The sequence below is a fragment of the Bradyrhizobium sp. SZCCHNR1053 genome, assembly GCF_032381235.1.
Taxonomy (GTDB): Bacteria; Pseudomonadota; Alphaproteobacteria; order Rhizobiales; family Xanthobacteraceae; genus Bradyrhizobium.
On sequence record NZ_JAUHJM010000022.1, the window covers coordinates 16086 to 41449 of the forward strand.

A 25364-nucleotide genomic window follows, 5' to 3' on the forward strand; every position below is an offset into this window, starting at 1 on the left:
GATCTGTCAGGCCGGAACGTCGGCGAGTTTCTCGATCGCGTTCTTGCGCAGGTCGCTCTGGACCTGCAGCATGTTGGCGACCTGGGTGTAGGCGCGCATCACTTCGACCATCTTGCTCATCTCGCCGACCGCGCTGACGTTCGACTTCTCGATGTAGCCCTGCTGGATGGTCGACTTGGTGTCCTGCTGCGGGATGGCGCCGGCGGCGGCGGCGTAGAGGTTGTTGCCTTGCTTCTGCGCGGCCTGCGGATCGGCGAAGTTGACGATGCGCAGCTTGCCGCGGATCGAGTCGGTGCGGTTGACGCCCTCGACCACCGTCACGGTGCCGTCGGGCGAGATGTTGATGTCGTGGTCGGTCGGCTGAAACACGATCGGACCGCCGGTGCCGAGCACCAGGTCACCGGCGGAGGTGACGAGCTGGCCGAGATTGTTCATGTGCAGGTTGCCGTCGCGGGTGTAGCGCTCGCCGGCCGCGGTCTGCACCGTCAGGAAGCCGTCGCCCGTGACGGCGACGTCGAGCGCGTTGCCGGTGCGCTGCATCGAGCCCTGCGAGAAGTCGCGATAGGTGCCGCGGTCCTGGACATAGGACACCCTGCGGGCGGCGCCCGGAAAATTGTCTTCATGCGCGCCGGAGGAGAGATACTCCTCGAACAGCTGCTGATCGGCCTTGAAGCCGTTGGTGTTGACGTTGGCGACGTTGTTGGCAACGACGTCGAGCTGCCGCTCCAGCACCATCTGCCGCGACAATCCGATGAGAAGCGCATTCTCCACCGGTCGATCTCCCCTTTTAACGAATCCCGTTCGCGGCACCTCTCCCAAGGCGGTCTCGATCGGGTCTTCAACGAACCGTTCGGCTCTCCCAAGCCGGCGGGTTCGCAAGGGGTACAGCGAAAGCCGTGCCAACTCCGAATCTATCGATAAATCAACGATTTGGATTTAAGCCCGGGTTCAGAACGCCCGGCAATAACGTCTCGCTAACCATAATTGCCCGGCAAGATTTTCCCACCGCCTCGGCAAAAGAAAGCTTCCGTTAACCATTGTTACCGTAGCGTTCCCTCAACAAAGCGCAGATGCGCTGGGAGCGTTGGTTTCGCGTCATTAAGCTTTCTGGCGGCATCGGCTCGATTTTCCGGAAGGATCCGAAAGCCATGGCCGAGAACGACGCCGGAGCAGGCGAAGGCGAGGAGCAAGCAGGCTCGCCGAAGAGCAAGCTCAAGCTGATCATCATGGTCGTCGGCGCGCTGGCGCTGCTCGGCGTCGGTGGTGCGGCCTATTTCTTCTTCTTCAGCCACAAGAACGACGAGCATCACGCCGAGGCGGCGCCGCCGCCGAAGCCGCCGGCCTTCGTCGAGGTGCCGGACCTTCTCGTCAACCTGGTCGGCAATCCCGGTGACCGCGTCCAATATCTGAAAGTGAAGATCGTGCTGGAGGTGAAGGAGGAAAAGCAGGTCGAGACGATCAAGCCGACGCTGCCGCGCGTCACCGACATCTTCCAGACCTATCTGCGCGAGCTCCGGCCGAGCGACCTCAACGGCTCGGCGGGCCTGTTCAGGCTCAAGGAGGAGCTCACCAAGCGGGTCAACGTCGCGCTGGCGCCGAACCAGGTCAACGCGGTGTTGTTCAAGGAAATCGTGGTCCAGTAAGGCAAAGAAGCTCAACGATCATGGCGGGCAACGATCAAGTCGACCAAGATGCGATAGCCGCGCAATGGGAAGCCTCGCTCGACTCGGAGGATCCCACAGAGGCCGCGGAAGCCGCAGCAGCCAATGAACTCACCGAATCGATGGCCCTGCAATGGGCCGCGATGGTCGAGGACGGCAGCCGCGATTTCGGCGCCACCAAGAACGGCGGCGAGCGGGTGCTGTCGCAGGAGGAGATCGACAATCTCCTCGGCTTCACCGCCGGCGAGGTCAGCCTGGACGACCATTCCGGCATTCGCGCCATCATCGATTCGGCGATGGTTTCCTACGAGCGTCTGCCGATGCTCGAAATCGTCTTCGACCGCCTGGTGCGGCTGATGACGACGTCCTTGCGCAACTTCACCTCCGACAACGTCGAAGTTTCGCTCGACCGCATCACCTCGGTGCGCTTCGGCGACTACATGAACTCGATCCCGCTGCCGGCCGTGCTCAGCGTGTTCAAGGCGGAGGAGTGGGAGAATTTCGGGCTCGCCACCGTCGACTCGACCCTGATCTATTCGATCATCGACGTGCTGCTCGGCGGCCGCCGCGGCAACACCCAGCTCCGCGTCGAGGGCCGCCCCTACACGACGATCGAGACCAACCTGGTCAAGCGCCTGATCGAGGTGGTGCTGAGCGATGCCGAGCAGGCGTTCCGGCCGTTGTCGCCGGTGCGCTTCACCATCGACCGGCTCGAGACCAATCCGCGTTTCGCCGCGATCAGCCGGCCCGCCAACGCCGCGATTCTGGTGAAGCTGCGGATCGACATGGAAGATCGCGGCGGCAACATCGAGCTGCTGCTGCCCTATGCGACGATCGAGCCGATCCGGCCGGTGCTGTTGCAGATGTTCATGGGTGAGAAGTTCGGCCGCGATCCCGTTTGGGAAGGCCACTTCGCCACCGAGATCACCAAGGCCGAGATCGCCGTCGACGCCGTGCTCTACGAGGCCGACGTGCCGCTGAAGCAGCTCATGAAGCTGAAGGTCGGCGACACCCTGCCGCTCGACATCCGTCCCGATGCGCTGGTCGCGGTCCGCTGCGGCAGCACCATGCTGACGGAGGGGCGGATGGGCCGGGTCGGCGACCGCGTCGCGATCCGTGTCACCAAGAATTTGCGCAAGCCGAATACGACCCTTGCGATGTTCGAAGGCTCCGAAGGCCAGAACAAGTTGATGGAGGCCCAATGAACCACTCCCTCGGATTGATCATCGAAAGCCTGGTGGCGGTCCTATTGGTGCTGACCATCGGCTATTGCATGCTGCTGAATTCCAGGCTGAAGCGGTTGAAGGCGGATGAGCATTCGCTCAAAGCCGTGATCGCGGAGCTGATCACCGCGACCGAGATCGCCGAGCGGGCGATCGGCGGCCTCAAGCTCGCCGTGCGCGACGTCAACGACAATCTCGGCAATCAGCTCGCCGCCGCGACGCAGATGTCCGACCAGTTGCGCAAGCAGCTCGCCGAGAGCGACGGCGTGGTGCGCCGGCTGTCGCGCATCGCCAGTGCCGCGCGACCCATCACCTCGCCTGAAGCCGCGCCCGAGCCGGCGCCTGCGCCGGTGCCGGCGATCACGACCGAGCCGGTGCGCGTCTCCGGTGCCAAGGCGGTTGCCGCCGCGGCCCAGGCATTCTCCGAACGTCGAAGGACTGGTGGCCTTGCCGCATGAATGCGTTTCGTAACATCCGCGTCATTCCCGTCGTCCTGATCGCGGTGGTCTGCCTTGCGGTCCTGAAGGTGGCCGGCCTCGTGATCGATGGCGGCTACGTTTTCGACTATGACCCTCACCCGACCAAGCGGTCCTGGGCCCAGGAGAACCTGGGCTATCCGGGCCGCGAGGACAATGACATCGTCACCGGCTCCACGCACGGCGCACCGAAGGAGAAGAAGGAGGAGGCGCCCAAGCCCGCCGCTCCGGACACCAAGCCCGAGGGCGTCGTGATCAAGCCGGAGGAGAACCAGCAGCAGGTGTCGCCAGCGGAGAAGGCGATCCTCGAGCGGCTGCAGTCGCGTCGCCAGGAGCTCGACGCGCGCGCGCGAGAGATCGACATCCGCGAGAGCCTGTTGCGCGCCGCCGAGCAGCGCATCCAATCCAAGACTGAGGAGATGAAGGCGATCGAGGGCCGCATTTCCGGCGCGCAGGCCGCCAAGACCGAGGCCGACAACGCCCGCTTCAAGAGCATCGTCACGATGTACGAGGGCATGAAGCCGAAGGATGCCGCCAAGGTGTTCGACCGGCTCGACATGTCGGTGCTGATCGAGATCGCCTCGCAGATCGCGCCACGCAAGATGTCCGACATTCTCGGACTGATGACGCCGGAGGCGGCCGAACGGCTCACCGTCGAGCTGGCGCGCCGGGCCGGCGCCGACAGGCCCGAGACCAGCGCCGAGCTGCCGAAGATCGAAGGCAAGATCGTGCCCGTGAAGAGCAATTGAGCCGCATGTTTAATGCGCCCTTAAACGCCGACACCTAGATTTCCGGCGTGGCGGGGCAGGCGTATCCGTCAAGTTGCGGATGTCGAACCGGAAGCTTGTGACCATGGCGCGCACGACTCCCATTGGATTGCGGTCGAAGGCCCGCGCACGGGCGCGCGCTGGCCTTGCGCTGCTGTCGGCCATCGTCATCGGCCTGGTGCTGTCCACGGTCGCGGCAGGCGCTGCGCCGGTGCCGGGCGAGGCGAGCCTGTCGGCTCAGGACGGCTATGCGCGGCTGGTGCTGAAATTCTCCGAGGACATCAACGCCGACGTCACCACCGCCGGCTCGATTCTGCTGATCAGGTTCGATCGCGCCGCCGCCGTTCCGATCGACCGCTGGGTGGACGCGGCGCCCGACTACATCTCGTCGGCCCGCGGCGACCCCGACGGCTCGGCGCTGCGGTTGTCGCTGTCGCGCAAGGTCCGCGTCAACACCATGACCGCGGGCGAACGCGTCTTCATCGATCTGTTGCCCGACAGCTGGACCGGCCCGCCGCCGCCGCTGCCGGCCGAGGTCGTGCGCGAGCTCGCCGAGCGAGCGCGCGCCGCCGAACGGGCGCTGCGGCTGCAGCGCGCCGAGGCGGAATCGAAGAAGCGGCCGCCGATCCGCGTGCGCGCGCTGGTGCAGCCGACCTTCGTGCGCTTCGTATTCGAGATCCCCGACGGTGTCGGCATCTCCTCGGTGCTCAACGACCAGAAGCTGTCGCTGTTCTTCACCGCGCCGCTGTCCTTCGATCTCGCCGACGCCAAGCTCGTCGCGCCGCCGAACGTCGCCGCGATCAACCAGCGCATCGACGGCAGCAGGACCGTCGTCGAGCTCGGCCTGGTCGGCGAGGTCGACGTTCGCGCCTTCCGCGAGGAGAAGAACTACAACATCGACGTCGCCTATCAGCAGCCGGACAAGAAGGTCTCCGCAGTCTCCTCGGACACGCTGCCGGGCGCCAAGGCGGCCGCGGCCGAGAAGCCCAGCGGCAGCAAACCCAATGGCGACAAGCCGAAGCAGGCTGCGCAGCCCGAGATCGTGCCGCCGACCTCCGACACCATCGCCAAGGAGATGAAGACGGAGACCAAGCCTGCGGTCGCGGCGCCAGCCACCGAGCTCGCAGCCGAGCCTGCGCCGTCGGCAGCGGCTGCTGCCGCGCCGGCCGCCGCGAAGGCCGAAGCCGCGCCCGAGGCCCCCAAGCCTGAAGCTGCTGCGCCTGAAGCTGTCAAATCCGAAGCAGCCAAATCCGAGCCAGCGAAGTCCGAGGCGATGAAGTCGGAGGCGGGCAAAGCCGAAGCCGCCAAGCCTATCGAGACCAAGTCTGCCGAGATCAAGTCTGCCGAAACCAAGGCCGCCGAAACCAAGCCGGCCGAGAAGGCAGCTAATGGAGCCGCCACCCTGGAGGCCCTGCGCGACAGTGAGGGCCTGCGGCTCACCTTCGGCTTCGGCCAGGTCACACCGGCGGCGCTGTTCCGCCGCGGCGACACGGTATGGATGGTGTTCGATTCGACCAAGCCCGTCGACGTCGAGCCCATCCGCGCCAAGGGCGGCGCCATCATCGGCGAGGTCAACAGGATGCCGCTCGACAAGGGGCAGGCGATCCGGATCCGTCTCAACCGCCCGCAGATGCATTCGCTCGGCAGCGACGATGGCGGGCGCAGCTGGACCCTGTCATTCGCCGACAAGGGCCTGACCAATCAGCAGCCGCTGATGGTGATGCGCAACGTCACCGATCCCGCGCTCGCCAATGTCATGGTGCCGCTCGCCAATCCCGGAGCTGGCATGCTGCACCGGCTGACCGACCCGGATGCCGGCGACACGCTGCTGGTCGTGACGGCGCCGCCGCCGATCCGCGGCTTCATCAAGCGCCAGGATTTCGTCGACCTGTCGCTGCTCGATTCGATCCACGGCATCGCGGTGCGTCCGAATTCGGATGACGTCGCCGTCGAGATCGCGCCCGACAAGGTGATCCTGGGCCGGCCGGGCGGGCTGACCCTGTCGTCGATCGGCTTCTCGCCGGAGCGGGCGCCGACCGCCGTACGGCCGATGTTCGACATCGACGAATGGCAGCAGAACCAGACCCTGCCGTTCGTGCCGCGCGAGGATCTGCTGATCAAGGCCGCGGCGAACGCCGAGCCGGAGCGGCGGGCGCAGACGCGGCTGGCGCTGGCGCGCTTCTACATGGCGCGAGCGATGTATCCGGAAGCGCGCGGCGTCACCAATCTGATGATCTCCGACGCCGACCCGCGCACCGACGAGACCGCCATGCTGATGATCCACGCGGTGGCGAGCATCCTGATGGGCCGGCCGGACCAGGGACTCAAGGATCTCGCCACTCCGTCGATCGGCAATAATTTCGATTCGCAGATGTGGAAGGGCCTCGCCTTCGCCCGCCAGGGCAAGTTTGCCGACGCGCGCGAGAAGCTGAAGAACGTCGAGTTCGCCATCGCCTCGCTGCCGCTCGACCTGCAGCGCGTCGTGATCGCGGATGCGATGAAGTCGGCGCTCGAGATCAAGGATTTCGCCGGCGCCGCCAAGCGGCGCGCCGAGCTCGACGTGATCGGCGTGCCCGCGGACATGAAGCCCGACATCGCCGTGCTGCGCGGTCGGCTCGCCGAGGCGATGGCGCAGGAGAAGGATGCGCTCGACGACTATCGCTTCGCCGTCAATTCCGACGACCGCCTTGCGGCCGCGGAGGCCAAGCTGCTGGAGATCAAGCTTCTGCAGAAGCGCGGCGAGATCAAGCCGCCGGACGCGCTGAAGGAGCTGGAGACCTTGCAGGCGATCTGGCGCGGCGACGCCATCGAGGTGCAGACGTTGCAGATGATGGCGCAGCTCTACGAGGAGGCGGGGCGCTATGCGGACTCGCTCGAGGCCGCGCGTCAGGCCACCCGCCTGATGCCCAACTCCGATTTGGCGCGGCAGGCCCAGGATGCAGCCTCCCGCCTGTTCTCGCAGTTGTTCTTGAACGGCAAGGCCGACGAGCTGCCGCCGGTCGATGCGCTCAGCATCTTCTACGGGTTTCGCGAGCTGACGCCGATCGGCCGCCGCGGCGACGAGATGATCCGCAAGCTCGCCGACCGCTTGGTCGGCATCGATCTGCTCGATCAGGCCGCCGAGCTTCTGCAATACCAGGTCGACCACCGCCTCGAAGGCGCGGCGCGCGCCCAGGTCGCCGCGCGTCTCGCCATGGTCTATCTCACCAACCGCAAGCCTGAACGCGCCATTGAGGCGCTGCGCACCACGCGCATCGCCGATCTCGCGGGCGAGCTGCGCCAGCAGCGGCTGCTGCTGGAAGCCCGCGCCAACAGCGACATCGGGCGTTACGACCTCGGACTGGACATCATCAGCAACATCGGCGGCCGCGAGGCGATCCGGCTGCGCTCCGACATCTACTGGGCGTCGCGGCGCTGGCGCGAGGCGTCCGAGCAGATCGAGCTCTATTACGGCGATCGCTGGCGCGATTTCCGCCCGCTCAATCCGGCGGAGCGCGGCGACATCCTGCGCGCCGTGGTCGGCTATGCGCTCGCCGACGACGCCATCGGCCTCGCCCGCTTCCGCGAGAAATATGCGCCGCTGATGACCGGCGAAGCCGACAAGATCGCATTCGACGTCGCCAGCAAGCCGGCGAGCGGCTCCAGCGCCGAATTCGCGCAGATCGCGAAGATGGCGTCGAGCGTCGATACGCTCGACGGCTTCCTGCGCGACATGCGGGCGCGCTTCCCGGATGCCACCGGCAAAGGACCGGACGGCGGCAAGGATGCTGCGAAGGCCCCGTCGGAGGCGACCGGCGCCTTGCCGCGCATCCAGGGCGTCAAGCAGGCGATCGCGGGTCGATGACGTCGTGCGTCAAGGCGTGTAGCCAGGAGGACCTGGCGACATGACGAAGCCGACCAAGACCGAAGCCGAGCTCATCGCGATGGCCAAGGCGGAGCTGAAGGCGCGGGTCGGTTGTCCCGACGGCATGGCGATCTCGGTGCTCCGCTGGGGCACCAAATGGAGCTCTGCGCCAAGGCCGATCCCGGCACGGCGACGCGCACCGGCTATCCGGAGAGCGTGTCGATGCTGGTGAAGATCGGCGACGAGCTGAGCAAGCAGTACGACGTCGCGGGGTGAGCGATTCTGAATCCGTCCGAAGCGCGCCAAGACGAAAGTTCGAGACTGCTTTGCGAAGCCAGTGGATCGGTAATTGTCTTGTTCGTTCAGTCAGAGCGATGCGGCGCAAGCGCTTCGATGATGCGGCAGTCGGCAACGGTGCCGTGCTTGCAGCGCCCTATGACATCGGCAAGTTCGTCACGCAGCGCCACGAGGTCTGCGATCTTGCGCTCGATCTCTGCCAAGTGTTGGCCGGCGATGACGTCAACCGCTTCGCACGAGCGGTCTCGCTGATCGGCGAGATCCAGCAGGTCACGGACTTGGTCGATGGAGAAGCCCAAGTCGCGGGCACGCCGAATGAAGCTCAGTCGTCCGAGTTGGTCGTTGTCATAGGTTCGGTAGTTGCCCTCGGTTCTCGCCGGAACCGGTAGCAGGCCGATCCGCTCATAATACCGGATCGTTTCGACCTTGGTACCGGTCCGCTTCGCGAGGTCTCCGATGGTCAGTCGTGACATGGCTTGACCCTGTAGTGGCTACAGGGTCCATATAGGACGTCGCATCATCTTGTAAGAGGCGACGATATGGCTGGTTGTCATGATGACTGCTGTTCGTCTTCCCCTCCGAGGGAACTGGACAGCCCCCGCTGGCGTCGTGCGCTCTGGGTTGCGTTGGCCATCAACGGAGCCATGTTTTTGGCCGAGATCGCAGCAGGCGTGGCGGCCGGGTCGGCCTCGCTGCAGGCGGACGCAATCGACTTCCTCGGTGATACGGCCAACTATGCGATCAGCCTCGGAGTGGCGGGACTCGCGTTGACCTGGCGAGCACGCGCCGCCCTTCTGAAGGGCTGGTCGCTCGTCCTGCTTGGCGTCCTTGTCCTTGCCTCCACTGTCTGGCACGCAATTGCAGGCACCCTCCCGGAGGCGAGGACGATGGGGGTCGTCGGCATGCTCGCTCTTGTCGCCAATGCAGGCGTGGCCGTCATGCTCTACCGTTTCCGCGTCGGCGACGCGAATATGAGGTCAGTCTGGATCTGCTCCCGGAACGATGCGCTCGGCAACCTCGCCGTGCTCGCGGCCGCAGCCGGTGTGTTCGGCACCGGCACGGCGTGGCCGGATCTCATTGTGGCGGCGATCATGGCCGCGCTTGGTTTGAGCGGTGGCTGGCACATCATACAGCGAGCTCGCGTCGAGTTGCGCGGCTCCTCCACATCGCGCCCCGTCGCAAGCCCAATCCGGGCGAACTGATCGAGGGTACGCGTCAATGGGAGACACGAACCTACTGCCTCTCGCTCATCATGACAGGTGAAACCTACCCGCCGTAGCTCTGCACCAGGCTGCCGGCGACCAGCGACCAGCCGTCGACCAGCACGAAGAAGATCAGCTTGAACGGCAGCGACACCACGACCGGCGGCAGCATCATCATGCCCATCGACATCAAGACCGAGGCGACCACGAGGTCGATGATCAGGAACGGCAGGAACAGCAGGAAACCGATCTCGAAGGCGCGCTTGAGCTCGGAGATCATGAAGGCCGGCACCAGGATGCGCAGCGACAGGTCGTCGGGCGTCGCCGGCGGCGGCTCGCCGGAGAGGTCCATGAACAGCTTCAGGTCCTTCTCACGCACGTTCTTCTGCATGAAGCCGCGCAGCGGCACCGAGGCGCGCTGCAGCGCGTCCTCGACGCCGATCTGGTTCTCGACCAGCGGCCGGATGCCGTCCTCATAGGATTTCTGCAACACCGGCCCCATCACGAACGCGGTCAGGAACATCGCGAGCGCGATGATGACCGAGTTGGGCGGGGCGGTCGCAGTGCCCATCGCCGTGCGTAGCAGCGACAGCACGACCACGATGCGCGTGAACGACGTCATCATGATCAGGATCGACGGCGCGATCGACAGCACCGTGAGCAGCGCGATCAGTTGGACCGCGCGTTCGGTGACGCCGCCACCGCCAGCGCCGAGATTGATGCTGATGTCCTGTGCAGCAGCACGTCCCGCCAGTAAACCGGCGGCAGTCAGAACAGCGATGAAGACAACTCTACGCGGGGGAAGCAGCGATCTCACTGAGACGACTTCGGACGTCCGAGCAGCGAGGCCATCTCGTCCTCCAGATTCTCGAAGCTGGTCTTGACCGGCGCGGCTTGCGCCGGAGCCGGCTCGCTGCGTGCGGCCGCCCGGGGACCCGAGGCTGGAGCAGCCGACGGATCGGCCGATGGACGCCGCAGCGCGGCCTCGAGCCGTTGCGCCATCTCGGCCAGATTGGCTTCGGCGCTCTGATCGGCCGCTGCGGGCGGCGGCGCAACCGGCGGCGGGGGCGGTGGCGGTGGCATCTGCGCAATCGGCGGCAGCGGCGGCGCCGCCACGCGTTCGACGCGCTCGGCTGCGCGTTCAGCGCTCCGCACCGGCGGCAGCCGGGGCCCCTCGGAGGGGCGCGGCGCCTCTGCCGGCCGTTGCGGCTCGGCGGGGCGCAGCGGGCGCGGCATCACCGGTTCACCGCGGGGCGCCCGCTCGGGGCGCGGCTCCAGGCGGGCTTCGTCGCCGCCGCGCGTCTCTCCACGGACGTCTGCCCGGAGGTCCTGGCGGGGATCGGGACGGCGCGGAGGGAGCGGTGATTCCGGCGGGAATGCCGGTGCCGGCTCACGCCGCTCAGCAGCAGCCGGCCCCGTGCGGCGAACCTCATCGATGAACGACGGCCGCATCGGGCGCTGCGGCGGCTCCGGCATCTGCGGCTCGGCATGCTCGGCGGCCTCGGTCTTCGGCTCGTTGTCGGCCCAGGACGGCGCATCCGGCAGCGGCGCGATGCGCGCCGCCGGCCGCTCTTCATTGATGCCCGGCCGCTGCGGCAATTGCTCGCGCGCCGGCATGGCGCGCACGATGTTGGATTCGACCACGATGTCGGTCGGCCCGCCGATCATCAAAAGATGCTCTATGTTGTCACGGCGCACGAGCACGAGACGGCGGCGGCCATCGACGGCGGCGGCATCGATTACGGCAAGCCGGGGCATGCGGCCGCGATTCGGGTTGGTGCCGAGACGATTGCCCGCGAATCGACGGACCAGCCACGCGGCGAGGCCGATCAGAGCCAGCACCGCCACGAATGCAAAAAAGAACGTCAGTGCCTGCATCTCTGTCCCCGGCAAATACCGCGTCCTTTCGAAGTCTCTCGTCTGTCCAACGCATCGCCGGCAGCGAACGGAGCTTCAGAACCGGAACCAACCTGTTAACGCATGACGGCAGGAACTGCCGCTCGGCCTCTTAATAACCCATGAATCGGCCGGGCCAAAACGACTTCTTGGCGAGCCGCGCCGTCCCGTAATGATGCATCGGTCGGCTGGGACCCCGGCACTTTCCTAAGAAATCGTCAAAACCCCGGGAATGTCCCGGTGGGCATCGCACCGTTTCTTAACTCCTTGTTAACCATATGCACGGCAATTTCTACCTACCCAAACCGTCCGGTAGCCGGACATAACCGAGCAGCGCCATGTCCATCAACGATCTCCCCGTGTTGTCGGCGTTGCGGACCAAGATGCAATGGCACCAGGAGCGCCAGCGCGTGCTGTCGGAGAACGTGTCCAATTCGGATACGCCCAACTTCAAGCCGAAGGATCTGGTTGAGCCGAAGTTCGATTCAACCGGCCAGGCGGTCGGCGGCTTTGCGCCGCTGTCGCTGACCCGGACCAGCACCGCGCACATCGCACCGTCGTCGGGCGAGAGCGCGAGCTTCGACCAGAACCGCAAGGCCGGATTTCAGACGAGGCCCGCCGGCAACGCGGTGAGCCTCGAAGAGGAGATGCTGAAGGTCTCCGCCAACCAGATGGACTATGCCGCGGCAACCTCGTTGTACGGCAAGAGCCTGCATCTGTTGAAGACGGCGATCGGCAAGGCCTGAGCCGGAGTTGAGGACGGAGACCGACAAGCATGGCAAACGACTCCAGCGATTTCCTGCGCTCGATGAGCATTGCGACCTCCGGCCTGCGTGCGCAGGCGGGGCGTATGCGCGTCATTTCCGAGAACATCGCCAATGCCGATTCGACCGCCGCCAAAGCGGGTGGCGATCCGTATCGCCGCAAGGTCCCGACATTCACCTCGGCGCTCGACCGTGCGCTTGACGCCAAGGTGGTGGCACTCGGCAAGGTGGTGCCCGATCAATCGTCGTTCCGCGTCAAATACGACCCCAGTAACCCGGCCGCGGACGCGTCCGGCAATGTCAAGTACCCCAACGTCAATCCGCTCATCGAGATGACCGACATGCGCGATGCACAGCGGTCCTACGAGGCGAATTTGAACATCATCGGCGCCACGCGCCGCATGATCCAACGCACACTCGACATTCTGAAGACCTAGGACAGGAACGAAAGTCATGGCCTCCCCAATCTCCGCAGCTAATGCCTATGCGAATTCCGCCCGCGTGCTCGACGCCGGCGGCTCGAGTGGTGCCTTCGGCAGCCTCGGGCGCGTGCGCGACGTGCTAGGCAGCGGCAACGGCGCCGACAAGGGTGGTCCGTCATTCAGCGCGGTGCTGAAGGATGCGATCGGCAGCGTGATGGAGGCCGGACGCAAGTCGGACAGTCAGGCGGTCGCGATGGCCGCGGGCAAGGCGAACGTCATGGATGTCGTCACGGCGGTCGCCGAAACCGATGTCGCGGTATCGACGCTGGTGTCGGTGCGCGACCGCGTGATCCAGGCCTATGAAGACGTGATGAAGATGACGATCTAGGCGCAGCTCGTAACGAATCAGGGATTTGCCGTCTGCCGCGACTGCGCGCGATGCGCGATGAGGCGGGTGCCGGACCGGAACCGATCGACAGTGAGGAACGACAGGACATGACGGGAGCTGAAACGCTCGATGTGGCGCGCGATGCGATCTGGACCATCGTGCTGGTCTCCTCGCCGCTGATGGTGGTCGGCCTCGTCGTCGGCGTGGTCGTCTCCCTGTTTCAGGCGCTGACGCAGATCCAGGAGCAGACTCTGGTGTTCGTGCCGAAGATCATTGCGATCTTCGTGACGCTGCTGCTGGCGCTGCCGTTCATGGCCGATGCCCTGCATTCGCACATGATGCGGATCTCGTCGCGAATCATCGGCGGATGAGGCAATGTCCGGGGCAGCAGGGCTAGCCTGCGTGAGGGCGCTGCGAGCGGTCGCGAGGAGCAGTGCGGGGGGCGCTGCTGCTTTCGGCCGTGAGCTGGCGGCCTTTCGGGCCAACTCTTCGCAAGCTGTCTCGTCGCAGGCTGTCTCTTCAAAGACCGTCGTGCCGCACCAGCATGCGGTCGAAAGGGCCGTGACGGCGGACGATGCGCATCGATATTTCCTTCCTTCCGGCGCTGGCCGCCGTGTTCATGCTGGCCTTCGCGCGCGTCGGTGCGATGGTGATGCTGCTGCCGGGCCTCGGCGAGGTCAACATCCCCGTCCGCATCAAGCTCGCGACCGCGCTGCTGCTCACGATGATCGTGCTGCCGCTGCACCGTCAGGCCTATCAGGTCGACCTGCAGGCGTTGTCGCCGCTCCTGGTGATGATGGTGCACGAGATCGTGATCGGCATCGTGCTCGGCGCAACGGCGCGGGTGACGCTGTCGGCGCTGCAGGTCGCGGGCTCCGTGATCGCGCAGCAGATGGGGCTCGGTTTCGTCACCGCGGTCGATCCGACGCAGGGCCAGCAGGGCGTCCTGATCGGCAACTTCCTCACCATGCTCGGCGTGACCCTGCTGTTCTCGACCGACAGCCATCACCTGGTGATCGCGGCGCTCAGCGACAGCTACAAGATCTTCGCGCCGGGCGAATTGATCCCGAGCGGCGACGTCGCCTCGCTGGCGACCAAGGCCTTTGCCACGGCGTTCAAGATCGGCCTGCAATTATCGGCGCCGTTCCTGGTGTTCGGACTGGTCTTCAACATCGGGCTCGGCGTGCTGGCGCGGCTGATGCCGCAGATGCAGGTCTATTTCGTCGGTGCGCCGCTCTCGATCCTGATCGGCTTCCTGATCTTCGCGCTGGTCCTGACCGCGATGATGGGAACGTTTCTCGGCTATTTCGAAGGCGTCATGCACGAGATGATGCCGCGGTGAGGGGGCCGATCGATGTCCGATGAGGCCGATTCCGAAGACAAAACAGAAGACCCGACGCAAAAGCGGCTGGACCAGGCGCTCGAGCGCGGCGACGTCGTCAAGAGTCAGGAGCTCAACACCTGGTTCGTAATCGCCTCCGCGACCTTGGTGATGTCGACCTTCTCGGGCTCGATCGGCACCGCGGTGCTGGTGCCGATGCGCAACCTGATCGCCAATTCCTGGATGATCCACACCGACGGCGCCGGCCTGCTGGCGCTGGCGCGCAGCCTGTCGTTCGCCGTGATCGCGGCGATCGGCGTGCCGATCCTGATGGTGATGCTGGCGGCGATCGCCGGCAACATGATGCAGCATCGCCTGGTCTGGTCGGGCGAGCCGATGAAGCCGAGCCTGAGCAAGATCTCGCCCTTGGCCGGCGCCAAACGCCTGTTCGGCAAGCAGGCCGCGGCCAACTTCGCCAAGGGTCTCTTCAAGCTCGTGCTGCTCGGCACGGTCATGGTCATGATCCTGTGGCCGGAGCGGCTGCGCCTCGAATCGCTGCTGCACATGGACGTCAGCGAGCTGCTCGGCGTCACGATGTCGCTGACCACGCATCTGATGGGCTCGGTGGTCGCGCTGCTCGCCCTGGTCGCGATCGGCGACTACCTGTTCCAGTATCGGCAATGGTACGAGCGGCAGAAGATGTCGGTGCAGGAGATGAAGGAGGAGTTCAAGCAGTCGGAAGGCGACCCGCACGTCAAGGGACGCATCCGGCAGATCCGGCAGCAGCGCATGAAGAAGCGCATGATGGCTGCGGTTCCAAAGGCCTCCGTGATCATCACCAACCCGACCCACTACTCGGTCGCGCTGTCCTACGAGCGCGGCATGTCGGCCCCGGTCTGCGTCGCCAAGGGCGTCGACAACATCGCCTTCAAGATCCGGGAGGTCGCCAAGGCGCACGACATCCCGATCGTCGAGAACGTGCCGCTGGCGCGCGCGCTCTACGCCACGGTCGAGATCGACGAGGAGATCCCGGTGGAACATTATCACGCCGTCGCTGAGATCATCGGCTACGTGATGGGGCTGCGGCGCAACCTCTCGGGGCGCCCGCGATGACAACCGATTCGGTCCCCGGACGGACCGCAAAATACGGATAAATCATGGAATATCGGCTTGACGGGCTTGCGCTTGACCCGTCGATTCAGGCAGGTGGAAGGGGGAGCCGCGCGAACGGGCTGGGGCTCCCAGCCGACAGGTCGCGTCCCCGAGCCATGAGCGCCGATTCCGACAACGATGGGTTACAGGATCAGGTGGGCCTGCCGGAGCGGCCGCGCCGCAGCGGCAGCATTCTGCTGATCCTGCTGGTGGCGTTCGGTCTCGTCGCGGTCGCGATCGCGTTGATGACGATCGGCCGCGCCCAGGCGCAGCCCTACATTCTCGGGCTGCTGTCGCTGCTTGCCACCGTCGGCCTGTTCAATCTGTTCGCGTTCGCCGCCGGCATCGTCCGCTTCGCCGACAAGGCGACCGACGATCCGGTGATGGGCGCGATCGCCGATCACGCCTTCGATGGCCTCGCGGTGACCGATCCGCGCGGCCATGTCGTCTACGCCAACGCTGCCTATCTCAACATGACGGGAGCGGCGACCGCGCAGGAAGCGCGTCCCGTCGAGCGTGTCTTCATCGGCAATCCCGATGTCTCCGAAGCGGTGTTCCGCCTGCTCAAGGCGGCGCGCGAGGGCAAGCGGCAGCAGGAGGAGGTACGCATCACTGCGGCCGAAGGCGCGCAGGGGCGCTGGCTGCGGATGCGCGTGCGCCCGCTCGGCCAGACCAAGCGCCATGCCCGCTACGCGGTGTGGTCGATCGCCGACATCACCAGGGATCGCGAGCGCCAGGAGGACGTGTTCCAGGAGCTGCAGCATGCGATCGAATATCTCGACCACGCGCCGTGCGGCTTCTTCTCGGTCAATCCGGAAGGCAGCCTCGTCTACGTCAATGCCACGCTCGCCAACTGGCTCGACTACGATCTCGCCGAGATCGGCTCGGGCGGGCTGAAGCTCGCCGACGTCGTCTCCGGCGACGGCGCGTCCTTGCTGAGTTCGATCGTGGCGGTGCCCGGCGAGGTCCGCACCGAGGTGTTCGACATCGACCTGAAGATGCGCGGCGGCAAGACCATGCCGGCGCGGCTCTATCACAAGCTCGCCTTCGGCGCCGACGGCAAGCCCGGGTCGTCGCGCACCCTGGTCATCAGCCGCGCCCGCGACGAGCGCTCCGATCCGGAGCGCGCCGCCGAGGTGCGCTTCATGCGCTTCTTCGACCACACGCCGATGGCGATCGCGACCGTCGACCGCGGCGGCGCCGTCGTCAGGGCCAATGCGCGCTATGCCAAGCTGGCGCAGAGCGTCAGCGGCGACGTGGCCGCGGCGAAATCGATCTTCCGCACCGTCAGCCAGCGCGACCGGCATCTCCTGATCGCGGCGATCAACCAGGCCTCGGAAGGGCAGGCGGACATTCCGCCGGTCGAGGTGATGCTGGAGGGCGCGAAGGAGCGCTTCGGCCAGTTCTTCGTCACCGCCGTCGACGAGGACGAGCGCGAGACCGAAGCCGCGATCGTCTATCTGCTCGAGACCACCGAGCGCCGCGCGCTGGAGAACCAGATCAACCAGTCGCAGAAGATGGAGATGGTCGGCCAGCTCGCCGGCGGCATCGCCCACGACTTCAACAACGTGCTCTCGGCCATCATGATGGCCAACGACTTCCTGCTGAACGCGCACAAGCCGACCGATCCGTCGTTCCAGGACATCATGCAGATCAAGCAGAACGCCACCCGCGCCGCGACGCTGGTGCGGCAGCTGCTGGCGTTCTCGCGCCGCCAGACCTTGCGGCCGCAGGTGCTCGATCTCGGCGATGCGCTGTCGGACCTCACCATGCTGCTGCGCCGGCTGATCGGCGAGAAGGTCAAGCTCGACCTCGTGCACGGCCGCGACCTGTGGCCGGTCAAGGTCGACGTCTCGCAGTTCGAGCAGGTGGTCGTCAACCTCGCGGTCAACGCCCGCGATGCGATGCCCGACGGCGGCAAGCTCTCGGTCCGCACCGCCAACGTCTCGGCCGACGAGGTCGCGCAGGCGGCCTACAAGGGCATGCCGGTCGCCGACTACGTCCGCATCGACATCAGCGACACCGGCACCGGCATTCCGGCCGAGATCCGCGAAAAGATCTTCGAGCCGTTCTTCTCGACCAAGGAGGTTGGCAAGGGCACCGGCCTCGGCCTGTCGACCGTTTACGGCATCATCAAGCAGACCGGCGGCTTCATCTATGTCGACAGCGAGGTCGGCAAGGGGACCTCGTTCCAGATCTTCCTGCCGCGGCACATCGTCGTTCCGGAGGTCCAGACCGAGCCGCACGCGGTCAACGGCGCCGCCAAGGAGCCGGCCGCAGCGGAAGCGTCGAAGCCGCGCGCCGACCTGACCGGGCAGGGCACCATCCTGCTGGTCGAGGACGAGGAGGGCCTGCGGGCGCTGAACGCGCGCGGCCTGCGCTCGCGCGGCTATAGCGTCATCGAGGCGTCGAATGGCGTCGAGGCGATGGAGGCGCTGGAGGAGTGCGATGGCGCGCTCGATCTCGTGGTGTCCGACGTGGTGATGCCGGAGATGGACGGGCCGACGCTGCTTAAAGCGATGCGCGAGCGCAATCCGGAGATCAAGATCATCTTCGTCTCGGGCTATGCCGAGGATGCGTTCGAGAAGAGCCTGCCGGAGAACCAGCAGTTCGCGTTCCTGCCGAAGCCCTTCACGCTCAGCCAGCTCGTGGCGGCGGTCAAGGAAACCATGGCGCCGCAATAGGTTACCGCAGTTCCTTGGGAAGTTCCTTGGCAAGGCGGCCGAGCGCCTTCATCCCGCGACCCAGCGCCGCAGCCGCGCGGCCTCGTGCCGCCTTCCCTTTTCGCCGGTTGTGCCCATCTTACAGGCATCCCCATTCCGGGGAGTTATGGGAAACACAGATGAGCTTCATGCAGCGCAAAAGCGGCCTCCTCAAGGCGATGGCCGTGGCCCTTTCACTGGCGCTGCCGACGGTGCTCGCCGTCTCGGCGGCCGACGCCCGGATCGGCGGCGGCTCCAGCTCGGGCTCCCGCGGCACGCGCACCTTCTCCGCGCCACCTCCCACCTCGACCGCGCCAGGATCGGCGTCGCAGTTCAACCGCACCATCACCCAGCCGGGCCAGCCCGGCGGCTTCAACACGGCCGCGCCCGCGCGTGGCGGGCTGTTCGGTGGCCGCGCGGGTGGCCTGCTCGGCGGCCTCGCTGCCGGCTTCCTCGGTGCCGGCCTGTTCGGCATGCTGTTCGGCGGCGGGCTCTTCTCCGGCCTCGGCGGCTTCGCCTCGATCATCGGCCTGATCCTCCAGGTCCTGCTGGTGGTGTTCCTGGTGCGCATGGCGATGGCCTGGTGGCAGCGCCGCAACCAGCCGGCCTATGCCGCCGGCCCGGCGCCGTCGCCCACCGACGGCCAGCCGAGCCTCCGCTCGGGCCTGAGCGGCCTTGGTGGTTTCGGTGGCTTCGGCGGTGGCAGCAACACGCCGCCGCTGCAGATCCTGCCGGCCGACTACGAGGCGTTCGAGCGGCTGCTCGGCGAGATCCAGTCCGCCTGGTCGAACGAGGATGTCGGCCGCCTGCGGCTGCTGTCGACGCCGGAGATGGCCTCGTATTTCGAGCGCGATCTCGAGCAGAACCAGGCCCGCGGCGTGGTCAACAAGGTCAGCGCCGTGAAGCTGCTGCAGGGTGACCTCGCCGAAGCCTGGCGCGAGAATGGCGCGGACTACGCCACGGTCGCGATGCGCTTCACTTTGGCCGACAAGACCATCGAGCGCGCCTCGGGCCGGGTGGTCGACGGCTCCGACCAACCGCAGGAGGTCACCGAGATCTGGACCTTCCTGCGCCACGCCGGCGCCGATTGGCAGCTATCGGGAATCCAGCAGGTCAGCTGAGCCTGACTTGAGACCCTCATCAGGCGCCGCGGAGCAATCCGCGGCGCCTTTGCTTGTGGAACAATTCCCATCTCTCGCGGGCCCGATGGCGGCTGTTCCCAGGCCGATCTGAAGCGCACGGGCGGCGACGGGCTGCTATACTGCTTCGCGGCGAACTAACACCGCGTCCGTTGCGTCGTCCGAGCCGAACGTGTGGGCGCATCACTGCGAGGATGGCCCATGCGTTACGAGCTCTACTACTGGCCCATGATCCAGGGCCGCGGCGAATATGTGCGTCTCGCGCTGGAGGAGGCGGGCGCCGCCTATCGCGACGTCGCGCGCGAGGACGGCATCGGTGCGATGACGGCGATGATGGAGGCGGACAGCGACACGCCGCCCTTCGCGCCACCGTTCCTGAGAGCGGGCCGCCGCGTCATCGGCCAGACCGCCAACATCCTGCTGTTTCTCGGCAGCCGCCATGGCCTTGCGCCCAAGGCCGAAGCCGGCCAGCTCTGGGTGCATCAATTGCAGCTCACCGTGACCGACTTCGTCGTCGAGATCCACGACACGCATCATCCGCTGGGGCCGACGCTGTACTACGAGGACCAGCGTGCGCCGGCCAGGAAGCGCACCGCCGAATTCTGGGGCGAGCGGGTGCCGAAATTCCTCGGCTATTTCGAGCAGCTCCTGTCGAAAAGCGGTGGCGCCTACGTCACCGGGCGCAGGCTCACTTATGTCGACCTGTCGCTGTTCCAGATCGTCGCCGGCCTGCGCTACGCGTTCCCGAAGCGCATGATGGCGTTCGAGCGCAACATCCCGAGCCTCGTCGCGCTGCATGACCGCGTCGCCAGCAGACCGAACATCTCAGCCTATCTCGCCAGCGAGCGCCGCATCGCCTTCAACGAGGACGGCATCTTCCGCCACTACAAGGCGCTGGATGCGTGAAGGCGAAGCCCTGCGGCGCCGCGCTTGACGATGTATAAGCATTTGCTTATACATCTGGCATGATCGTCGAAGCCCAGCTGACATCCGTCATGAAGACGCTTGCCGACCCGACGCGGCGGGCCGTGTTCGAGCGCATCGCGCGAGAGGGGGAGGTGGCGGCCACCGGCCTGGTGCAGGGCTCGCGCGTGTCGCAGCCGGCGATCTCACAGCATCTCAAGGCGCTGCGCGACGCCGGGCTGGTCAGCGAACGGCGCGACGGCCGCCACAACTATTATAGCGTCGCGCCAAAGGGGCTGGCGCCGCTGGTCGACTGGCTCGGTCATTACCGCGCATTCTGGCATGAGCGTATTGCCGGCCTCGAGGCACTGTTGAAGGAGACCGAGTGATGGGTGAGACGCATGCGATCGTGGTGGAGAAGCATCTGCCCCATTCGCCCGACAAGATCTGGCGCACGCTGACCACGAGCGACCTGATCGCGAAATGGTTGATGCCGAACGACTTCGTCGCGGCCACCGGGCATCGCTTCACCTTCCGCACCAAGCCGGTGGGCGACTGGGATGGCGTCGTTCACTGCGAGGTGCTCGCCTGTGAGCCGCCGCATCTGCTCAGCTATTCCTGGAAGGGCGGTTCGGACTCCAACCCGGCCTACGGCTTACGGCTCGACAGCGTCGTGACCTGGACGTTGACGCCGGTCGAGGGCGGCACGCATCTGCGGATGGTCCATGACGGCTTCGTCTTCCCGGGCAACAAGTTTCAGTTCGACATCATGGGACAGGGGTGGAGTCGGATCGGCGATGCCATCACACGTATAGCGGCGGATGCCTGAGGCGCCGCCGCTATACGAAGTTGGCCTGAGGGTGTGGGATCGTCAGGCGAGAATGTCGACGCGCGTGCCCTGGCCGGGCGGCAGCGGCGGACGGGAGGCCTGCTTTTCAGCGGCCGCTTCGTCGCCGGTCTTGTCGGGCTTGAAGGCCTGGCTCTGCTGCGTCTGATTCCGGGTCTGCGTGTCTTGGGTCTGCGGCTTGGTCGTCTCGGTCGAGACCGGCGGCGGTGAGGGCGGCGGCGATGACGACGAAACGCTCGAAACGGACATGGTCCAGCTCCTCGCTTGGTGTTGCGATGAGCGTGGCCATCCCTGACGAAAACTTCGTCAACCAGATCGCTCGAATTGTCTGCAACTGTCGGTGGCGCGGCGAATAGTGAACGGGTCGCTGCCGCCGGCGCAGAAACGACAGGACTATCGCGTCACCCCGGCCTATTGGTCCTTGCTGCGGCTGATCGTGATCGAGGACTCGGTCTTGGTCCGGGCGCAGCGCATGTCGAGCCGGCGGTAGCGGCTGGCGACGTCGTCGCCGCGGAAGATCCCGAGCCGGCGGTAACAGCGTGTGACGCGGCGCTGCATGTCGTCCTTCGGCAAGGTGAACACGATCGCCGCCGCGCTCGCCATCAGGTCGATGAAGGCCGGCGGCGGCTTGCGGTCGGTTTTTCCGAACAATTGATTGCTGAAGTTCTTAGACGAGCAGCCGAGCGTGAGCTCGCGCGCCTTGGGATGGGCGAGATAGACCGTGCCCGCCGCGGTCTGTCCGATCTTGATGCCGTCGATGCCGTTCTTCAATTCCTTGGCGAGGTCGTCACAGCGATCGGCGCGCGCGGGCTGCGGCAGCAGAGCCGCGCCCAGAGCAAACACGATGGCAAACAGGGCCGCCCGGCCGAATGAGCAATGATACGAACGCATTTCGAATTCTCCCCGCGCCATTGAACCCGGCGCGAGGAGATCACGCAAGCGCCGATGCTCCGCCTCCGCACAAGATCATCGTGCGTGTGACACGAGTCGGGAGACGCAGTCAGATGTCGGCGAAAGCGGCGCGATCGGTCTATTGGAATAAGCAGCGGCCCTGACGCATCAGCTCTACGCCGGCGGCCAGGCGTTGACAGTCGCTATTATAGGTTTGGTAATTGCAGCCGCAGACCGGCCTGTAGATGCGAGGGCAGGCCCGCGGCTTCACCCGGCAAACGCCCCTTAGGACGAACCCCTGGCCACAATGGTCGACCGGGAGGTCGCAGAACAGGCCGAAATTGCAGGTGTTGCCGTTAAGGCCGCCGCACAAATAACCTGGACCGACCGCACCGGCGCTGCCGGGGAGCATGGTCGCGAGGCTTAGGGCGAAAGTGATTGCAAAGAACAGACCCTTTTTCATGATACCTCAGGCGCAAATGGATGGATCAACAGCTTTAGGTTTAGCAGGGTGCTGCCCTGGTTCAATTCATTTCGCCGTTCGCTCGTGACGGCGTCGAACCGCGGCGGCTTCACGCCGAGGCGATCTGCCGGGCTGTCTCGATCAGCACCTCGAACGTTTCATCAGGCGCCAAGTTCACCACGTCGTGGGCGCAGGCGACGGTGCGCACGGTCCAGGCGGGATCACTGCGCAGACGCTCGTACTGCGCCGTAAACGGTGTCGCGCTCCATCCGGTCGCGTAGACGAAGACGCGCGGCAGCTCGGGATGAGGGCGCGTCAGACGAAGCCGCTGCACGAAAGTGCCGAGCGGATGCGGCCGGCACCGGGGATCGACACCGTCCCGCGGCAGCACCGTGAGCCCGTCATGTCCGGCCTGCGCGATCACCAGCCGTCGATAGTCGTCCCCGGCAAGGTCCCACCAGGCCTGACCATCGTCCGGCGCGAACGCATCCAGGTAGATCAGCGCGGCAAGCCGCTCCGGCGCGCGATCCGCGACTCCCGAGGCCACCATGCCGCCATAGCTGTGCGCGCAGAGGATGACACCTGAGAGATCTTTGACCGCCAACAACTCCAGCACGTCAGCGATATGCGTCTCGAGGTTGATGCGCGCGCCCGGGGCAGGCGTCTCCTCGAGCCCGCTCAGGGTGATCGCATGGGCTGCATGACCGGCCTGGCAGAGACGCGCCGCGAGCGGGGCATACCACCAGCCGCCGCGCCAGCCGCCGGGAATGAGGACAAAAGTCGCCATGGTGATCCTCCGCGATGTGATGTCGAAGCGTGTCTCGATCAGCTCTCGCCTTGCAGGCTATCAGCCTTGTCAAGCCCCCCGCCTGGGCTCGCTGGACCACCCCCCGCTGCGGACCAGCCGCATGGGCGCCATCCGCAGTCCGGCAGCTTTCTTTTCCCCAAAAAGGGCTTAGAACGGCTCTATCGCCGGGTGCCTCGGACAGGCGTTTTCCGGCCCTTCAACCCACGAGTCTTCCATGAACGCGCCCACCGCTTTCCCCGACCAGTCCAAGCCCGTCCCGCCCTACAAGCACACGCCGCTGTTTCCGCTCGGGCCGGACACCACGCCCTACAAGAAGATCACGGCCGAGGGCGTGCGGGTCGAGAAGGTCTTGGGCCGCGACATGCTGGTGGTGTCGCGCGACGCGTTGCGGACGCTGTCCGAGGCCGCGTTCGGCGAGATCAACCACTTCCTGCGCCCCGGCCATCTGAAGCAGCTGCGCAGCATCCTGGAGGATCCGGAGGCCAGCCCGAACGACAAGTTCGTCGCGCTCGACTTCCTGAAGAATGCCAACATCTCCGCCGGCGGCGTGCTGCCGATGTGCCAGGATACCGGCACCGCGATCATCATGGGCAAGAAGGGCTGCAACGTCATCACCGACGGTGACGACGAGGCCGCGCTGAGCCAAGGCGCGCGCGACGCATACTTGCGCCGGAACCTGCGCTACTCGCAGGTCGCGCCGCTGTCGATGTATGAAGAGAAGAACACCGCCAACAACATGCCGGCGCAGACTGAGATCTACGCCGAGGGCGAGGACGCCTACAAGTTCATGTTCATGGCCAAGGGCGGCGGCTCGGCCAACAAGAGCTTCCTGTTCCAGGCGACGCCGTCGGTGCTGACCAAGGACCGGCTGCTGGCGTTCCTGAAGGAGAAGATCCTGACGCTCGGCACCGCCGCGTGCCCGCCTTATCATTTAGCGATCGTGATCGGCGGCACCTCGGCTGAATTGTGCATGAAGACGGTGAAGCTCGCCTCCGCCCGTTATCTCGACGCGCTGCCGACGCAGGGCTCCCCGGACGGCAACGCCTTCCGCGATCTCGAGATGGAGCAGGAAATCCACAAGATGACGCAGTCGCTCGGCGTCGGCGCGCAGTTCGGCGGCAAGTATTTCTGCCACGACGTCCGCGTCATCCGCATGCCGCGTCACGGCGCGAGCTTGCCGATCGGTCTCGGCGTGTCCTGCTCGGCCGACCGCCAGGTGCTCGGCAAGATCACCAAGGACGGCGTCTATCTCGAGGAGCTCGAGCATCATCCGGCGCAGTATTTGCCGGAGGTCGAGCAGGCGCTCGGCGGCGAGGTCGTCAAGATCGACCTCAACCAGCCGATGAAGGACATCCTCGCCACTCTGTCGAAGAACCCGATCAAGACCCGGTTGTCGCTGACCGGCACCATGATCGTCGCGCGTGACGCGGCGCATGCCAAGCTGCGCGAGCGCCTCGACCGTGGCGAGCCGCTGCCGGACTACTTCAAGAACCATCCGGTGTATTACGCCGGTCCGGCCAAGACTCCGGACGGCTATGCCTCCGGCGCGTTCGGCCCGACCACCGCGGGCCGCATGGATTCCTTCGTTGACCAGTTCCAGGCGGCCGGCGGCTCGATGGTGATGGTCGCCAAGGGCAACCGCGCGCCGGCGGTGCGCGAGGCCTGCAAGAAGCACGGCGGCTTCTATCTCGGCTCGATCGGCGGCGCGGCGGCGAACCTCGCCGAGCACTGCATCAAGAAGGTCGAGGTCGTCGAATATCCCGAGCTGGGCATGGAAGCCATCTGGCGCATCGAGGTCGTCGACTTCCCCGCCTTCATCATCATCGACGACAAGGGCAACGACTTCTTCAAGGAGCTGAACCTCGGCTGAGGTGAGGCGGGCGTGATGTTTGTTGCGGCGGCCGGGAGCGATCCCGGCCGTTGGTGTATGGGGGAGGCCCATCTCGCCCGAGTGCGTAGCGTGGCAACCGAATTCGCACGCCGACGGTGCGCTCCCCTCCCCCTTGCGGGGAGGGGTGGGGGTCCACGAGTCGCGCTCTATCTGATGGGCGAGGAAACGCAGCGAGATGCGACCTCGCTCTCTCGATAGTTTGGTGGTTGATGTGTATGCGCGCCCATAGCGTTCAGCGCCCTGACCGACCGGGTTGATCCCTGACATTTTGGACCGGGCTGATCCCTGACACTATTCGATCACTGCT

26 protein-coding genes and 2 pseudogenes are annotated in these 25364 nt (G+C 65.8%); 20 read left to right on the plus strand and 8 right to left on the minus strand.

Annotation, left to right across the window (positions count from 1 at the left end; genetic code table 11):
• Positions 1-6 precede the first annotated feature (6 nt).
• Positions 7-771, minus strand: coding sequence for a flagellar basal-body rod protein FlgF (gene flgF, locus QX051_RS29100; RefSeq protein ID WP_315778478.1), 765 nt, complete (start codon positions 769-771; stop codon positions 7-9).
• Positions 772-1148: 377 nt separating this feature from the next.
• Between flgF and fliL the strand changes: the two genes are divergently transcribed.
• From fliL to QX051_RS29130, 6 genes and pseudogenes are all read left to right on the plus strand, one after another.
• On the plus strand, positions 1149-1643 hold the full coding sequence (gene fliL / locus QX051_RS29105) for a flagellar basal body-associated protein FliL (protein WP_315738773.1): 495 nt from the start codon (positions 1149-1151) through the stop codon (positions 1641-1643).
• 20 nt (positions 1644-1663) lie between these two features.
• Entirely contained in the window at positions 1664-2866 is a 1203-nt protein-coding gene (gene fliM / locus QX051_RS29110) for a flagellar motor switch protein FliM (RefSeq protein WP_315738772.1), read from the plus strand.
• Positions 2863-3342 (plus strand): DUF6468 domain-containing protein, encoded by a 480-nt coding sequence (locus QX051_RS29115; RefSeq protein WP_315716016.1) that lies wholly within the window; start codon positions 2863-2865, stop codon positions 3340-3342. Before fliM ends, QX051_RS29115 begins: the two co-directional genes overlap by 4 nt.
• On the plus strand, positions 3339-4109 hold the full coding sequence (locus tag QX051_RS29120; protein WP_315778479.1) for a flagellar protein FlbB: 771 nt from the start codon (positions 3339-3341) through the stop codon (positions 4107-4109). The genes QX051_RS29115 and QX051_RS29120 overlap by 4 nt, the downstream gene beginning before the upstream one ends.
• A gap of 103 nt (positions 4110-4212) precedes the next feature.
• Complete coding sequence (locus QX051_RS29125) at positions 4213-7971, plus strand: tetratricopeptide repeat protein (protein WP_315778480.1); 3759 nt, start codon at positions 4213-4215, stop codon at positions 7969-7971.
• A 40-nt stretch (positions 7972-8011) separates the two neighbouring features.
• A pseudogene (locus tag QX051_RS29130) lies at positions 8012-8247 on the plus strand (hypothetical protein).
• An 86-nt stretch (positions 8248-8333) separates the two neighbouring features.
• On the opposite strand, the gene QX051_RS29135 reads toward QX051_RS29130, so the two are convergent.
• Complete coding sequence (locus QX051_RS29135; protein WP_315778481.1) at positions 8334-8741, minus strand: helix-turn-helix domain-containing protein; 408 nt, start codon at positions 8739-8741, stop codon at positions 8334-8336.
• A gap of 66 nt (positions 8742-8807) precedes the next feature.
• Between QX051_RS29135 and QX051_RS29140 the strand changes: the two genes are divergently transcribed.
• Positions 8808-9470, plus strand: a complete 663-nt coding sequence (locus QX051_RS29140) for a cation transporter (RefSeq protein ID WP_315778482.1) — start codon at positions 8808-8810, stop codon at positions 9468-9470.
• A 64-nt stretch (positions 9471-9534) separates the two neighbouring features.
• Here the strand turns inward: QX051_RS29140 and fliP are convergent, their stop codons facing one another.
• Both fliP and QX051_RS29150 read right to left on the minus strand, forming a co-directional pair.
• Positions 9535-10287: a flagellar type III secretion system pore protein FliP gene (gene fliP, locus QX051_RS29145; RefSeq protein ID WP_315738765.1), complete on the minus strand. Its 753-nt coding sequence runs from the start codon at positions 10285-10287 to the stop codon at positions 9535-9537.
• Positions 10284-11348 carry a flagellar biosynthetic protein FliO gene (locus tag QX051_RS29150; RefSeq protein WP_315738764.1) on the minus strand — a complete coding sequence of 355 codons (1065 nt, stop codon included), beginning with the start codon at positions 11346-11348 and terminating at the stop codon, positions 10284-10286. The genes fliP and QX051_RS29150 overlap by 4 nt, the downstream gene beginning before the upstream one ends.
• A gap of 356 nt (positions 11349-11704) precedes the next feature.
• On the opposite strand from QX051_RS29150, the gene flgB reads away from it, so the two are divergent.
• The 12 genes and pseudogenes from flgB to QX051_RS29210 all read left to right on the plus strand — a co-directional run bounded on the left by flgB (position 11705) and on the right by QX051_RS29210 (position 20986).
• Positions 11705-12112 (plus strand): flagellar basal body rod protein FlgB, encoded by a 408-nt coding sequence (flgB, locus tag QX051_RS29155; RefSeq protein WP_315756551.1) that lies wholly within the window; start codon positions 11705-11707, stop codon positions 12110-12112.
• 29 nt (positions 12113-12141) lie between these two features.
• Positions 12142-12567, plus strand: a complete 426-nt coding sequence (gene flgC / locus QX051_RS29160; RefSeq protein ID WP_315716023.1) for a flagellar basal body rod protein FlgC — start codon at positions 12142-12144, stop codon at positions 12565-12567.
• Positions 12568-12583: 16 nt separating this feature from the next.
• Positions 12584-12940, plus strand: coding sequence for a flagellar hook-basal body complex protein FliE (fliE, locus tag QX051_RS29165; RefSeq protein ID WP_315738761.1), 357 nt, complete (start codon positions 12584-12586; stop codon positions 12938-12940).
• A 107-nt stretch (positions 12941-13047) separates the two neighbouring features.
• Complete coding sequence (fliQ, locus tag QX051_RS29170; protein ID WP_008965881.1) at positions 13048-13311, plus strand: flagellar biosynthesis protein FliQ; 264 nt, start codon at positions 13048-13050, stop codon at positions 13309-13311.
• A gap of 203 nt (positions 13312-13514) precedes the next feature.
• Positions 13515-14282, plus strand: coding sequence for a flagellar biosynthetic protein FliR (fliR, locus tag QX051_RS29175; protein ID WP_315738760.1), 768 nt, complete (start codon positions 13515-13517; stop codon positions 14280-14282).
• Between the two features lie 12 nt (positions 14283-14294).
• Positions 14295-15374: a flagellar biosynthesis protein FlhB gene (flhB, locus tag QX051_RS29180; protein ID WP_315738759.1), complete on the plus strand. Its 1080-nt coding sequence runs from the start codon at positions 14295-14297 to the stop codon at positions 15372-15374.
• A gap of 155 nt (positions 15375-15529) precedes the next feature.
• Positions 15530-18097 (plus strand): cell cycle histidine kinase CckA, encoded by a 2568-nt coding sequence (cckA, locus tag QX051_RS29185; RefSeq protein ID WP_315778483.1) that lies wholly within the window; start codon positions 15530-15532, stop codon positions 18095-18097.
• 167 nt (positions 18098-18264) lie between these two features.
• Complete coding sequence (locus QX051_RS29190; protein ID WP_315778488.1) at positions 18265-19236, plus strand: Tim44 domain-containing protein; 972 nt, start codon at positions 18265-18267, stop codon at positions 19234-19236.
• Positions 19237-19292: 56 nt separating this feature from the next.
• Positions 19293-19395: pseudogene (locus QX051_RS29195) on the plus strand (lectin); the annotation flags it as partial.
• A gap of 60 nt (positions 19396-19455) precedes the next feature.
• The gene (locus tag QX051_RS29200) at positions 19456-20160 is read left to right on the plus strand and encodes a glutathione S-transferase (protein ID WP_315778484.1); all 705 of its coding nucleotides are present in this window, start codon (positions 19456-19458) and stop codon (positions 20158-20160) included.
• 59 nt (positions 20161-20219) lie between these two features.
• Entirely contained in the window at positions 20220-20546 is a 327-nt protein-coding gene (locus tag QX051_RS29205; RefSeq protein ID WP_315756586.1) for a metalloregulator ArsR/SmtB family transcription factor, read from the plus strand.
• Positions 20546-20986 carry an SRPBCC domain-containing protein gene (locus QX051_RS29210; RefSeq protein ID WP_315756547.1) on the plus strand — a complete coding sequence of 147 codons (441 nt, stop codon included), beginning with the start codon at positions 20546-20548 and terminating at the stop codon, positions 20984-20986. The genes QX051_RS29205 and QX051_RS29210 overlap by 1 nt, the downstream gene beginning before the upstream one ends.
• Positions 20987-21028: 42 nt before the next feature.
• On the opposite strand, the gene QX051_RS29215 is transcribed toward QX051_RS29210, so the two are convergent.
• The 4 genes from QX051_RS29215 to QX051_RS29230 form a co-directional block, all read right to left on the minus strand.
• The gene (locus QX051_RS29215; RefSeq protein ID WP_315738755.1) at positions 21029-21253 is read right to left on the minus strand and encodes a hypothetical protein; all 225 of its coding nucleotides are present in this window, start codon (positions 21251-21253) and stop codon (positions 21029-21031) included.
• A gap of 162 nt (positions 21254-21415) precedes the next feature.
• Positions 21416-21895: a hypothetical protein gene (locus QX051_RS29220; RefSeq protein WP_315778485.1), complete on the minus strand. Its 480-nt coding sequence runs from the start codon at positions 21893-21895 to the stop codon at positions 21416-21418.
• A 139-nt stretch (positions 21896-22034) separates the two neighbouring features.
• A complete protein-coding gene (locus QX051_RS29225) occupies positions 22035-22358 on the minus strand; it encodes a Kazal-type serine protease inhibitor domain-containing protein (RefSeq protein ID WP_315778486.1) in 324 nt (107 codons plus the stop codon).
• A 109-nt stretch (positions 22359-22467) separates the two neighbouring features.
• A complete protein-coding gene (locus QX051_RS29230) occupies positions 22468-23145 on the minus strand; it encodes an alpha/beta hydrolase (RefSeq protein ID WP_315738753.1) in 678 nt (225 codons plus the stop codon).
• A gap of 235 nt (positions 23146-23380) precedes the next feature.
• On the opposite strand from QX051_RS29230, the gene QX051_RS29235 reads away from it, so the two are divergent.
• Complete coding sequence (locus QX051_RS29235) at positions 23381-25036, plus strand: fumarate hydratase (protein WP_315738752.1); 1656 nt, start codon at positions 23381-23383, stop codon at positions 25034-25036.
• The last annotated feature ends 328 nt before the right edge of the window (positions 25037-25364 follow it).

What these genes read in the sequence shown, in the direction of transcription:
- fliL (WP_315738773.1), top strand. Translation starts at nt 1,149, where the DNA reads ATGGCCGAGAACGACGCCGGAGCAGGCGAAGGCGAGGAGCAAGCAGGC.
- fliM (WP_315738772.1), top strand. Translation starts at nt 1,664, where the DNA reads ATGGCGGGCAACGATCAAGTCGACCAAGATGCGATAGCCGCGCAATGG.
- QX051_RS29115 (WP_315716016.1), top strand. Translation starts at nt 2,863, where the DNA reads ATGAACCACTCCCTCGGATTGATCATCGAAAGCCTGGTGGCGGTCCTA.
- QX051_RS29120 (WP_315778479.1), top strand. Translation starts at nt 3,339, where the DNA reads ATGAATGCGTTTCGTAACATCCGCGTCATTCCCGTCGTCCTGATCGCG.
- QX051_RS29125 (WP_315778480.1), top strand. Translation starts at nt 4,213, where the DNA reads ATGGCGCGCACGACTCCCATTGGATTGCGGTCGAAGGCCCGCGCACGG.
- QX051_RS29135 (WP_315778481.1), bottom strand. Translation starts at nt 8,741, where the DNA reads ATGTCACGACTGACCATCGGAGACCTCGCGAAGCGGACCGGTACCAAG.
- QX051_RS29140 (WP_315778482.1), top strand. Translation starts at nt 8,808, where the DNA reads ATGGCTGGTTGTCATGATGACTGCTGTTCGTCTTCCCCTCCGAGGGAA.
- QX051_RS29150 (WP_315738764.1), bottom strand. Translation starts at nt 11,348, where the DNA reads ATGCAGGCACTGACGTTCTTTTTTGCATTCGTGGCGGTGCTGGCTCTG.
- flgB (WP_315756551.1), top strand. Translation starts at nt 11,705, where the DNA reads ATGTCCATCAACGATCTCCCCGTGTTGTCGGCGTTGCGGACCAAGATG.
- flgC (WP_315716023.1), top strand. Translation starts at nt 12,142, where the DNA reads ATGGCAAACGACTCCAGCGATTTCCTGCGCTCGATGAGCATTGCGACC.
- fliE (WP_315738761.1), top strand. Translation starts at nt 12,584, where the DNA reads ATGGCCTCCCCAATCTCCGCAGCTAATGCCTATGCGAATTCCGCCCGC.
- fliQ (WP_008965881.1), top strand. Translation starts at nt 13,048, where the DNA reads ATGACGGGAGCTGAAACGCTCGATGTGGCGCGCGATGCGATCTGGACC.
- fliR (WP_315738760.1), top strand. Translation starts at nt 13,515, where the DNA reads ATGCGCATCGATATTTCCTTCCTTCCGGCGCTGGCCGCCGTGTTCATG.
- flhB (WP_315738759.1), top strand. Translation starts at nt 14,295, where the DNA reads ATGTCCGATGAGGCCGATTCCGAAGACAAAACAGAAGACCCGACGCAA.
- cckA (WP_315778483.1), top strand. Translation starts at nt 15,530, where the DNA reads ATGAGCGCCGATTCCGACAACGATGGGTTACAGGATCAGGTGGGCCTG.
- QX051_RS29190 (WP_315778488.1), top strand. Translation starts at nt 18,265, where the DNA reads ATGCAGCGCAAAAGCGGCCTCCTCAAGGCGATGGCCGTGGCCCTTTCA.
- QX051_RS29200 (WP_315778484.1), top strand. Translation starts at nt 19,456, where the DNA reads ATGCGTTACGAGCTCTACTACTGGCCCATGATCCAGGGCCGCGGCGAA.
- QX051_RS29205 (WP_315756586.1), top strand. Translation starts at nt 20,220, where the DNA reads ATGATCGTCGAAGCCCAGCTGACATCCGTCATGAAGACGCTTGCCGAC.
- QX051_RS29210 (WP_315756547.1), top strand. Translation starts at nt 20,546, where the DNA reads ATGGGTGAGACGCATGCGATCGTGGTGGAGAAGCATCTGCCCCATTCG.
- QX051_RS29215 (WP_315738755.1), bottom strand. Translation starts at nt 21,253, where the DNA reads ATGTCCGTTTCGAGCGTTTCGTCGTCATCGCCGCCGCCCTCACCGCCG.
- QX051_RS29220 (WP_315778485.1), bottom strand. Translation starts at nt 21,895, where the DNA reads ATGCGTTCGTATCATTGCTCATTCGGCCGGGCGGCCCTGTTTGCCATC.
- QX051_RS29225 (WP_315778486.1), bottom strand. Translation starts at nt 22,358, where the DNA reads ATGAAAAAGGGTCTGTTCTTTGCAATCACTTTCGCCCTAAGCCTCGCG.
- QX051_RS29230 (WP_315738753.1), bottom strand. Translation starts at nt 23,145, where the DNA reads ATGGCGACTTTTGTCCTCATTCCCGGCGGCTGGCGCGGCGGCTGGTGG.
- QX051_RS29235 (WP_315738752.1), top strand. Translation starts at nt 23,381, where the DNA reads ATGAACGCGCCCACCGCTTTCCCCGACCAGTCCAAGCCCGTCCCGCCC.